General features: G+C 62.5%; 9 protein-coding genes and 2 pseudogenes. 7 read left to right on the forward strand and 4 right to left on the reverse strand.

All coding sequences use genetic code 11. The annotated features are described in order from the left end of the window. The 3 genes from BSZ39_RS11170 to BSZ39_RS11180 form a co-directional block, all read left to right on the forward strand. A partial coding sequence (locus tag BSZ39_RS11170) for an ATP-binding protein (RefSeq protein WP_143180508.1) occupies positions 1-2,109 on the forward strand: 2,109 nt, incomplete at its 5' end. Between the two features lie 10 nt (positions 2,110-2,119). Beyond that, positions 2,120-2,839 carry a hypothetical protein gene (locus BSZ39_RS13630; RefSeq protein ID WP_143180509.1) on the forward strand — a complete coding sequence of 240 codons (720 nt, stop codon included), beginning with the start codon at positions 2,120-2,122 and terminating at the stop codon, positions 2,837-2,839. Next, positions 2,767-3,891: an ATP-dependent nuclease gene (locus BSZ39_RS11180; RefSeq protein ID WP_073717410.1), complete on the forward strand. Its 1,125-nt coding sequence runs from the start codon at positions 2,767-2,769 to the stop codon at positions 3,889-3,891. The genes BSZ39_RS13630 and BSZ39_RS11180 overlap by 73 nt, the downstream gene beginning before the upstream one ends. A 308-nt stretch (positions 3,892-4,199) precedes the next feature. Here BSZ39_RS11180 and BSZ39_RS14710 read toward each other — a convergent pair whose 3' ends face one another. Together BSZ39_RS14710 and BSZ39_RS15140 are read right to left on the reverse strand one after the other, a co-directional pair. Continuing rightward, positions 4,200-4,592, reverse strand: a complete 393-nt coding sequence (locus BSZ39_RS14710; RefSeq protein ID WP_245792506.1) for a hypothetical protein — start codon at positions 4,590-4,592, stop codon at positions 4,200-4,202. Between the two features lie 43 nt (positions 4,593-4,635). Further along, positions 4,636-4,863 (reverse strand): annotated as a pseudogene (locus BSZ39_RS15140) (DNA cytosine methyltransferase); the annotation flags it as partial. A 178-nt stretch (positions 4,864-5,041) separates the two neighbouring features. Between BSZ39_RS15140 and BSZ39_RS11190 the strand changes: the two are divergent. Next, a pseudogene (locus tag BSZ39_RS11190) lies at positions 5,042-5,329 on the forward strand (type I restriction enzyme endonuclease domain-containing protein); the annotation flags it as partial. A gap of 82 nt (positions 5,330-5,411) precedes the next feature. Here BSZ39_RS11190 and erm read toward each other — a convergent pair. Next, a complete protein-coding gene (gene erm / locus BSZ39_RS11195; RefSeq protein WP_073717412.1) occupies positions 5,412-6,212 on the reverse strand; it encodes a 23S ribosomal RNA methyltransferase Erm in 801 nt (266 codons plus the stop codon). A 275-nt stretch (positions 6,213-6,487) separates the two neighbouring features. Here erm and BSZ39_RS11200 point away from each other — a divergent pair, with 275 nt between their 5' ends. Genes BSZ39_RS11200 through BSZ39_RS11210 form a run of 3 tightly spaced genes read left to right on the forward strand, consistent with a single transcriptional unit; the run spans position 6,488 to position 9,818 of the window. Then, complete coding sequence (locus BSZ39_RS11200; protein WP_073717413.1) at positions 6,488-7,138, forward strand: hypothetical protein; 651 nt, start codon at positions 6,488-6,490, stop codon at positions 7,136-7,138. Next, positions 7,135-9,276: a YhgE/Pip domain-containing protein gene (locus BSZ39_RS11205; protein ID WP_073717414.1), complete on the forward strand. Its 2,142-nt coding sequence runs from the start codon at positions 7,135-7,137 to the stop codon at positions 9,274-9,276. Before BSZ39_RS11200 ends, BSZ39_RS11205 begins: the two co-directional genes overlap by 4 nt. Then, positions 9,273-9,818 carry a TetR/AcrR family transcriptional regulator gene (locus tag BSZ39_RS11210; protein WP_073717415.1) on the forward strand — a complete coding sequence of 182 codons (546 nt, stop codon included), beginning with the start codon at positions 9,273-9,275 and terminating at the stop codon, positions 9,816-9,818. The genes BSZ39_RS11205 and BSZ39_RS11210 overlap by 4 nt, the downstream gene beginning before the upstream one ends. A 99-nt stretch (positions 9,819-9,917) precedes the next feature. Here BSZ39_RS11210 and BSZ39_RS11215 read toward each other — a convergent pair whose 3' ends face one another. Further along, entirely contained in the window at positions 9,918-10,136 is a 219-nt protein-coding gene (locus tag BSZ39_RS11215; RefSeq protein WP_073717416.1) for a hypothetical protein, read from the reverse strand. Positions 10,137-10,403 lie beyond the last annotated feature (267 nt).

The following is a 10,403-nucleotide window of genomic DNA, read 5'->3' on the forward strand; positions in this document are numbered from 1 at the left end:
GGCCAGCTCGCGCTCGAACGCCTCCAGAACGTGATCCGCCGTGTCGCCGACCAGTGGCGGCCGTCGAGCAAGGACGAGTCGTTCGAGATCGTCCGGCGCCGACTGTTCCAGGCACCGAACGCCGAAGGCCTAACCACGATCTCGGCCGTGGCGCGCAGTTTCACGAACCTGTACCGCAACAACACCGCGCTGTTCCCGCGCGATGCAGCGTCGCCGAACGACGACTACGAGAAGCGCATCCGCGCCTCCTACCCTCTGCACCCCGAACTGCTGGACCGCTTGTACGAGGACTGGTCGACGCTGGAGCGGTTCCAGCGCACCCGTGGCGTGTTGAAGCTCGTCTCGTCGATCGTGCACGAGCTGTGGGCATCGAACGATGCCTCGCCGCTGATCCTGCCCGGCAACGTGCCACTGGATGCGACGACCGTGAACACGGACCTGACGCAGTACCTCGAAGACCAGTGGAAGCCGATCATCGACTCCGACATCGACGGCCCCGGCTCGACCGCACAGCAGATCGACCTCGACCGACCCAACCTCGGCCAGCGGTTCGTCACCCAGCGCATCGCCCGCACGATCTTCATGGGCGCAGCCCCCCGGATCAAGAGCACCCGCAAGGGACTCGACAAGCAGTACCTCTGGCTCGGCACCGCCGTCCCCGGCGACACCCTCGGGAACTTCGGCAGCGCCGTCGAACTGCTCGCGCAGCGCTCGACCTACTTCTACGAAGACCAGGGCCACTACTGGTTCGATACCCAGCCGTCCGTCACCAAGACCGCGAACGACTACGCCGAGCGGCTCCGCGAGGATATCGAGACCGTGTGGAACGAGATCACCCGCCGCCTTCAAGGAGAAGAGCGGGTGCGCGGTGTGTTCGACCGTGTCCACATCGCCCCGTCGTCATCCGCCGATATCCCCGACCTTGAAGACACGCGCCTGGTGATCGCCCACCCGCGGCACGCCCGTCGCAAGCAGGACGGCGCGGACTCGGCAGCGCATGCGTGGGTCCGTGACGCTATCGAGAGCAAGGGCGCGAGCCAGCGCATCCACCGCAACACTCTGATCTTCCTTCTCGCCGACAAGAGCGAGCTGGAGAGCCTCGAAGCTGCCACCCGCAGCTACCTTGGCTGGAAGCGAGTCCAGGCCACCAGCGACAGCCTTAACCTGTCTGCGCAACAGCGCAAGCAGACTGACGACTGGGTCTCCCGGCTCGATCAGACCGTCTCCGACCGCATCCGCGACACCTTCGTCTGGGCCGTCTACCCCGAGCAGTTCGACCCGACCAAGCCGTTCGAACTTGTCGCCGACCGTGTGCCCGATTCAGGCGGCCGCTCACTTGCCGAGCGCGTCAGCGCCAAGCTCGGACGCGAGGATCAGCTCATCACCGACTTCGGCGCGCCGATCCTCGGTGCCACCCTGCACCACGAGCTCGGCGCGCTGTGGCGCGACGCAGGCGAGATCACCGTCGGCGAGTTGTGGGGCTACTTCACCCGGTACACCTACCTACCCCGCCTCGTCCGACGCGAGGTTCTCGACAGCGCCATCGAACAGTCGCTTTCGGCTGTTCTCGTCGACAACGAACGGTTCGCTATCGCATCAGGGAAAGACGTCGAGACTGGACGGTACCGCAGCCTGCTCGTGGCACCGAACCCGAACACCCGGATTCAGGTCACCGACAGCACACTGCTCATCGAAACTGAGCGCGCCCAGAAGCAAGCCGATGCCGACCGGATCGCTGCCGCGCGTGAGGCCACGATGAACGCCGCCGCTGACGGTGACCTCGCTGCCGTTGGGCCGGTCGACTTCGTCGGGACGAGCAGTTCGTCCGCTGAGGGCGATGATCCGTCCGAGGCTGAATCCGCGCTGGAGACGGTGCTCGTCCGGTTCTTCGGATCGGTGAAGATCGACTCCGACCGCTACGCCCGTGACATCGGCAACGTGACCCGCGAGGTGATCGACCGCCTTGCTGGGGCGGGCGCGCGGCTTGACATCACCATCGACATTCAGGCCACCAAGCCCGACGGCTTCGACGAGTCCGAGGTCCGCACCATAGGCGAGAACGCCCGCGTCCTCAAGTTCGACCCCAGCTCCGGCTTCGAGAAGAGCTGAGGAGATTCGGGTGCGCCTCAGCAGAGTCTCAGTTCGCAAGTACCGCAGCATCGACAAAGCCGCTGACTTCGCCGTCGGCGACTTTACTGTGCTTGTCGGACCGAACAACCAAGGAAAGTCAAACCTTCTGCGTGCGGCGGTACTCGCGATGGAAGTCATCGAAGGTTGGGCGGGATTGCCACGTGGCTTGCCGGCTGGGCGTGAAGTCCCCACCGAGGTGCTTCTTCGCGGTAGCCATCGCGGGACCTGGCGTGGGCGCCGCGGCGGCTCTGGAAGGGATGTGGGGTACAACTGGGAGCAGGACTTCCCTCTGTTCGCCCGAGAACGTCGTGGAGGCCAGCGCAGCACAGTCGTTCATCTTGATTTTGAGCTCAGCACCGACGAACAGACAGCGTTCCGAGATGAAACTGGCGTGTCGATCAACCAGAAACTCCCTCTGGAGGTGTCGCTGAAAGAGCGGACAGTAACTCTCTCGATACCGAAGCAGGGCCGGGGCCAACACAAGGAGAAAGCACGAGATATCGCGAAGTTCCTTACCGACCGTATCAAGCTGCTCCACATCCCAGCGGTACGCACGGGCGCGACGGCCTTGGGCATGGCGGAGGAGATTCTGGCATCCGGCGGCGCCAACTACTTCGCTCACCTGAGTACGCCGAGGTGCTCAAGCAACTCGAACGGCTTGACCAAACTGTCATTGCCGACGTTGAGTCTGTCCTCCAGAAGACCTTGACACGGTTCATCCCGGGCACTGACTCGGTCCAGTTGGAGGCTCGGCCCTTCTCGCGCGCTTCCGGCCTCGAAGACATCCTCATAGACGATGGGGTTCTCACTCCAATCGTCGCCAAGGGCGACGGCATTCAGAGCCTCGTTGCGCTGGCACTTACGATGGAATGGACACAATCGACCAATCATCCAGACAAGCAGTTGATTATTGCAGTAGAGGAACCTGAATCTCATCTGCACCCAGGAGCTGTGCACGAACTTCGGCAAGTGCTACAGGGCATCGCGGAGTCGCAGCAGGTCATCGTCACGACTCACAGCCAGGCGCTGGTCAACCGTCGAAATCTCCGACAGAACGTCATTGTCAGCGAGCGGAGCGCAAAACCCGCGAAGAGCTTGGACGCGCTGCGCACGGCGCTGGGAGTCAGACTCTCCGACGCGCTAGCAGCGGCCGAGGTAGTGGTGGTGAGTGAAGGCTACCTGGACGAAGTTCTTCTGCCCGCGCTTCTGATGCAGCGAGAGCCCGCGGTTCGCGAATGGCTCACCGAGGGGCGCCTTATCATCGAGTCGGCCGGGAGCGGCAGCAAGATTTACCCAAGGGTCCTCGCCGCGCGAACCCTCTTGACTCAACCGATCGTGGTCCTCGATAGCGATCCTGCGGGGGAGAAAGACGTTGGTCGTCTTCTTGCGGATGGCGTGATCGAGCAGACCGCCGTCGTTCAAGTTGTGCGACCATCGTGTGCCCACTCTGAGCTCGAAGACCTGCTCCTCCAGGACTCGTACCTTGCAGCACTTGAGGCCAGGATCGGCTTCCGCCTGAAGGGTCGTCAGAAGCGGAAGCTTGACCAAGGGCGAGACAAAGCCTGGAGCGAGCGTCTCTCCGAGATTCTCGTCAATGCGGGCGTACCGGATGCGGAGAAGCTGGTCAAGGCTTGCAAGTATGACGTGACCCAGGCCGCGGTCGAGGCCGTGGGGAGGGGCGAAGCGGTGATTCGCTCTGAGTGTGAGGACATCCTTAATCGACTCGTTGATCTCATTCGCAACGGTCTGCATACGCATTGAGGCCATCCCGCAAAGGTGACGCCAGGAAGCGCATCACCTTGAGAGTGGTATCAACGCTCGGGCTGCTTGAAGAGGAAGCACGCCGTTGCCGAGCGCTGTGATCTGCTGGTCCTGCGTAAGGTAGTCGGCGTCGGTAACCCAACCAGTAGGCAGGCCCATGAGCCATTCGACGAATGCTGGTGCTGGTCGGGGGCCGTCGGCGTCGTTCAGGAGGGCTGGCGCGGGCGCGGGTCGTCCGGTGATGTGCTCCCAGCGGGCGATGGCGTCGGCGTAGTGTCCCCAACTTTGAACAGTCCGTCGATCAGGGACTACAGCGTTTCCGATTCGGCTCTCCTGCTCGGCGAGCCACCCGGTCCGTGGAGAGCGAAGTCGATGATCTGGTGCGAGAGGGCGATCGTCCCGCGTCTCGCTCGCACCTGGTCGAGTGTTTCCCCGCCGCGCGATGAGTCCGTCGCTAGTGGCGTGCGGAACAGTGCGCCGGGCGAGGGCGAAGATGCGGAAGCGTTGGTGAGGAGCGCCGACAAGGGAAGCCGGTAGGCCGATCCATCGCGCATCCAGCCGCAGGTCGGCCAGATCGCCGAGAACGGCGCCGAGAGCCCGTAGAGGTCGAGCTGCGTTGTCTCCCAGATGCCACGGGTCGGATTCCATGCCGCGACGGGTTGCGCCGTCGGGGGTTGCATCGCCGGGGTTGTGTCGGTCATGGTCGTCTCCTTCTGACGGTGGCCGCGTTGCGGGTGAGGACAGCAGCCCGCGGACGTTCTCGATGACGACCCATTCGGGCTGGAGCGCGTCGATGGCTGCGGCCATGTGCGCCCACAGACCCGAGCGCGTGCCAGGAGCGAGGCCGGCGCGCTTGCCGACGGTGGAGACGTCTTGGCATGGGAACCCGCCGATGAGGATGTCCACAGGCTCGACATGACGCCAGTCGATGGCCGTGATGTCCCCGAGGTTCGGCGCGTCGGGCCAGTGGTGGGCGAAGACGCGGGCGACGGGCTAGTTGAGTGCGCAGGTTCGGTGGCAGCATCGTCCTGCCAGCCTCTTAGGTGGCCGATCATGTCGATCTCGGCTTCGCAGTCACCGCCTACCGGGCCGAAGGCATCACGATTGACACTGCGCACGTGTTGGTCGATGACAGGACGACCTTGGGCCGTCCGCTGCCGAGGTCGCACTCTATGACGCCATTGCCCACAACGATGCTGCCGTGCTCGAGATGGGCGATGCCACCCTCAAGAAGATCGCCACCGATATTGTCTAGGCGATACGCACGAGCGTCGTCATCGACTGGGATCAAAAGGAGAGCGTTCGAGCATCGATGCGCTCGAAGGTGCGGCGTTTGCTCGCCAAGTACGACTATCCACCCGATGCTGAGGAAAAGGCGATCGAACTGGTGCTCGAGCAGGCGGAGCTGTTCGCCGACGGGGAGACAACGGAGGGATGAGCCACACTGCACTCGCATTCAACACGAGATAGTTAAATAACTGCTCTACCGAGAGAACCCGAGGAAAAGGTGGCCGCTTTCCTCATGAACGTCTTCTGGCACGCTTTGGCGGTGAAGACCGCGTTGTCTCGAACAGATCCACCCAGGCTGAAGTGTTCAGGTGCTTCGGCAGGGCCGATGGCGAGAGTCCTTGGCACGCCAGCCATGACGTAGTTTCCTTTAGCGAACCTAACTGCGTGTTGCGGGCCAGAATTCTGGCGAGCCCGTGACCCGGCCCTGTATAGACGCGGTGGACAAGTGCTTGGAATTGTCGCCGTTGTCGCGGCGAGAGTAATGGCTCTGCGCGTCGGTGGATCAGCAGTAGCCCGCCGTCGACTCCGGGCTGCGGGATGAACGCACGCGCTGGAACTCGACCGTGCAACTCGAATTCAAACCACGGTGCCCACTGTGCCGTCATCATTGTGGAACCGCCGACGCCGGCCCGTCGCCGGGCAGCTTCCCATTGGACGAGTAAGACAGCATCCGTCCAGCCGGGAGCATGCAGGATACGGCGCATGATTGCAGTCGTCATATGAAATGGCAGATTCCCGACGAGTACATGCGGAATTGAAGGGAGTCGATAAGCGAGGAAATCAGCTTCGACAACGGTCACGTTTCGCGGTGCCCACGAGGCGAGCCGCTTGGCCAGGTGTGAATCGATCTCGACGGCCGTGATTGGGCGACCGAGGTGAGCCAGGGGAACGGTAAGTGCACCCCCGCCTGGGCCAATCTCAATAATGGGCCCGCTAGTGGCATTGATTACGGCGACGACGGTGTCGAGCGTTCTCTTGTCAGTGAGAAAGTTCTGGCCGTGCTCGTGACGGCCGTGTCGATAGGTAGGCATTGCGTACTCCGTGATTGCTTCGGAGCCGGGCATGCAAAAAGTAGCCGCCCGGCTGTGGTTGCCGGGGCGGGAGCAGCGGGGGAGTGCGCTCGCCGCCGTTAGCGGCTGCGCAGGCGCATCGAAGCGATGCCGAAGTACAACATGTTCTCGACCCTATGGAGCGGTCGACCTGGGAGCTAGTTATTTTCGTTGGTCCGTGGCGGAGCCGTGAGCGCTGACGACCTGTGACTCAATTCCTATTTAAACTGACCGGTCAGTTTAAATAGGGTCGAAGGGTGCTGAACGTAGAAGACATCTCCCTCGAGGGTCGCCACGCGCCGCTGTTCACTGAAACCTCCTTCAGTGTGGACCGCGGCGAACTGCTCATGCTTCGAGCGCCGGTGCGCGATGAGCGCACGGCGCTCTCGCTCGTCATCTCCGGACGGATGAAGCCCTCGTCCGGCACGCTGACTCTCGACGGCGATTCGACAATTCAGGCGCTGCGGAGCCGTGCCGCCCTAATCGATGCCCCCGGAGTGAATGAACCGGAGTTTCACCTCCGGGTGCGTGCGCTGGTCTCGGAAACGCTCGCGCTGATTCCTGGGCCGCCGTGGCGGTTGGCGCATACCGCGCCGTGGCTGCGCGAACACGGTTTTTACGAGGACCGTCACGAATGGGTTGACATTTTGCCCCCGGCGCGCCGGCTCGAGCTGCTGACGGCGCTAGCGCTAACCGACCCGAACATCGAACTCCTCGTCGTCGATTCCCCGCATCGTCACGGCGGTCCGGATCAGGACTGGGTCGACGTCCTGCAGAACCTCTGCGACTCGGATCGAAAGCCCGCCATCGTGTCCATCGTCCGCGCGCTGCCTGAAGGCTGGACGGGCCTCACCGCGTCAGCACCTACGCCTTCTAGCCCGAAGTCCTCTGACGAGGAAGAAGAATGAACATTATTCAGATTGCCCTGGTCGAGATCCGTCGCATGACCACCGGCATCCTGCCGAAACTGGCCATCGTGGCGCTCTCAATCGTGCCCGTGCTCTACGGTGCGGTGTACCTCTATGCCAACTGGGATCCCTACTCGCGGCTCGACCACGTCCAGGCTGCGCTCGTCAACCTCGACGAAGGCGCCACCATCGACGAAGGCGACACCCACAAAGAGATGGAAGTCGGCGCCGACGTCACGAAACAGCTGATCGACGACCACACCTTCGGATGGCAGACCGTCAGCTCCCAGGAAGAGGCCGACGAGGGAGTGCGCAGCGGCCGGTTCTCCTTCGCGCTCACGATCCCGAAAGACTTCTCCGCGAACCTTGCGTCCCCGACGGACTTCAGCGCGGCAGAACAGGCGATCCTTACGGTCACGACGAACGATGCGAACAACTACTTGCTGTCCACGATCGTCGACAAACTCGCCGGCACCGTGCACAACACCGTCGCGTCCAAGGTCGGTAAGGAAACCGCCGATGCCATGCTGACCGGCTTCGGCCGCATCCACACCCAACTCGTCCGCGCCGCGGACGGCGCCTCCCAACTCCACGACGGAACCTCCAAGCTCCGCAATGGGGTAGGGGACCTCTCGACCGGCGCGACGACACTGTCCAACGGCATCGATGAGGCGAACAACGGCGCCCACCAGCTCGCTGACGGGTCAAAGCGACTCTCCACCGGCCTGTCTCAACTGCACGATGCCACCTCGGCGCTGCCCGGCTCGGCGAAACAGCTCAACGACGGTGCCCAGCGCCTCGCAAGCGGTGCTCGCGACCTAAATGACGGCGCGGACACGCTCGCTGAAGGAGCCGCACAGGTAGCGGCGGGCAATAAGACCCTCGATACGAAACTGACCGAAGCGATCAACGTTGTCGACGGCGTCGTGTCCGACGCTGAAAAGCGCTTCGACGAGACGGTCCAGAAGCTGGTTGATGACGGCATCATCACGCCCGAACAGGTCGAGCAGCTCAAGAAGGACTTCCGTAACAGTGCTGCTGGCTCGGAAGCGATCAAGCGTGCAAACGAAGTCAAGAAGACCGTGCATCAGACACAGAGCCAGGTACACAAGCTCGCCGACGGTGCGCAGCAGGTCGCGGACGGAGCGAAGCGACTGCGGGACGGCTCGTCGCAGCTCAGTTCGGGTGCGGGAGAACTCGCGAATGGCACGAGCAAACTCAATGACTCCGTGCCGACCCTTGTCTCGGCCATCACGCAGGCCGATGATGGGGCGGGTCAGCTGAACGCTGGCGCGACCAAACTTGCGAGCGGCACGACCGAACTGTCGGACGGCGGGCACCAGCTCGTCTCCGGCATCGGATCTTTGAGTGACGGCGCGAAACAGCTCGACGAGGGTACATCCGAACTCGCGACCCAGCTCGGTGCCGGCGCCGACGAGATCCCGAACCCCGACGATGCCGAGCGCGATCGCGTCTCCACCGTCATCGGCGACCCGATCTCGATCGCCCAGCTGGAGCAGACACATGCGAGCTCTTACGGTGCGGGCCTGGCCCCGTTCTTCCTGGTCCTCGCGATCTGGATCGGTGCGTTCATCCTCGTGCAGATCATGCAGCCGATGTCCACGCGCGCGCTGAGCTCCAACGGCGAGGCGTGGAAGATCTCGCTGGGTAGCTGGCTGCCGTTCTTGATGCTATCGCTGATCCAGACGGTTCTGCTCTACCTTGTGGTCCACTTCGGTCTCGGACTGAAGTCTGCCTACCCGTGGCTGACGCTGGGCTTGCTGTTCCTCGCCTCGGCGACATTCACCGCGCTCATTCATGGTGTGGTGGCGCTGTTCGAGGTACCGGGCAAGTTCGTGGTCCTCATCCTGCTCGTGCTGCAACTCGTGTCCTCGGGCGGAACGTTCCCGTGGGAGACGCTGCCCGAGACGCTGCAGACCCTGCACCAGTGGCTGCCGATGGGTTATGTCGTCACCGGCATGCGTCACCTCATCTACGGTTCCGATCTCTCCGCGGTCTCCCACGTGCCGTGGTACCTGCTCGGATTCCTACTTCTCGGACTGCTGCTCGGATACCTCGGCGCCGTCCGTAACCGCTACTGGAGAATGAAAACCCTACAACCGGAGATGGTCGAATGAGTGAGACGATCCAACGCCGGCCCGCTCGGCGGAACCGGACCCGCAACAAGATTTTTGCCGCTGCGATGGAACAGCTTGACGGGCTCCCGTCTGGCTCCGTTTCGGTCGATACCATCGCGGCTGCGGCCGGGGTGTCGAAGGGGAGTGTCTACTACAACTTCGGGTCGAAGCTCGAGCTCTTCGAACAACTACTGAGTTACGGGGCAGACCTACTCCTCACCCAGTTGCGCGAGACATGCAGTCTGCCCGAACAGCTCGGGATCGCGTTCGACTTCCTGGAGAAGAACCCTGCGTTCGGTCAGTTGTGGATCACCGAGATCTGGCTTGCCCCCACCAATGACCCGGTCACATTGCGGGATGTCCGCAAGGAGTTCATCGATCTCCTGGCCGAGTCCCTGGCGAACGATCCGAACGTCAAGCGCGGACTGGAACCGATTGCCGTTCTCGGTGCGGTGCTCCTCGTGGCCCGAGACCGGAACATGTTTAATCCCGATCGGACACGTGACGACTGTGTCGCATCGATCCAGGCTCTCCTGAGCTAACGCTTTTCGGGCCAACATAGCTCAATGCCGCCGAGCAAACTCTCAGCGGCATTGAACTGTGTTTACGGAGCTGTATTAGTCAGACGCTCATCCCTTCCTTTACTTGTCGGTCGGCGGTGTGAGGTTCTTGCTTCCCAGATAGACGCCGACGAAGGTGCCGCCGAAGGCCATGATTCCGAGAGCCAACATCCACACCAGCGTCTGCTCGATCCCGTCTCCGAAGATCATGAACATCACGAAGGCGATCACCACGGTGATCGATGCCGCCATGACTGCGGACGCGAACGTGTACAGGTAGCGGTAGAGCGTCTTGTCCATAAAATATCTCTCCCTATAGAGACTCGGAACTGGTGGTTTCACCGTATTGTTGGGACCTGTCAGCACGCCAGGACGTCACGATTCGGAGAAGAACTATGGCACATGACCGCTACCGCGTGACTCGAGCGGCTTTCGAAGTCGTGTCTGTATTTGGCTGCCTCAACGCCAAAGCAATCCGGCTCTTCACAATCGAGGGTGTAGTCGGGGTTTGAATCCGCCGGCCTCGAGGAGGCTGCGGGCGATGTAGTGGGTCAGGTTCCGGAAGCC

It is taken from the genome of Bowdeniella nasicola (assembly GCF_001907295.1).
Taxonomy (GTDB): Bacteria; Actinomycetota; Actinomycetes; order Actinomycetales; family Actinomycetaceae; genus Bowdeniella; species Bowdeniella nasicola.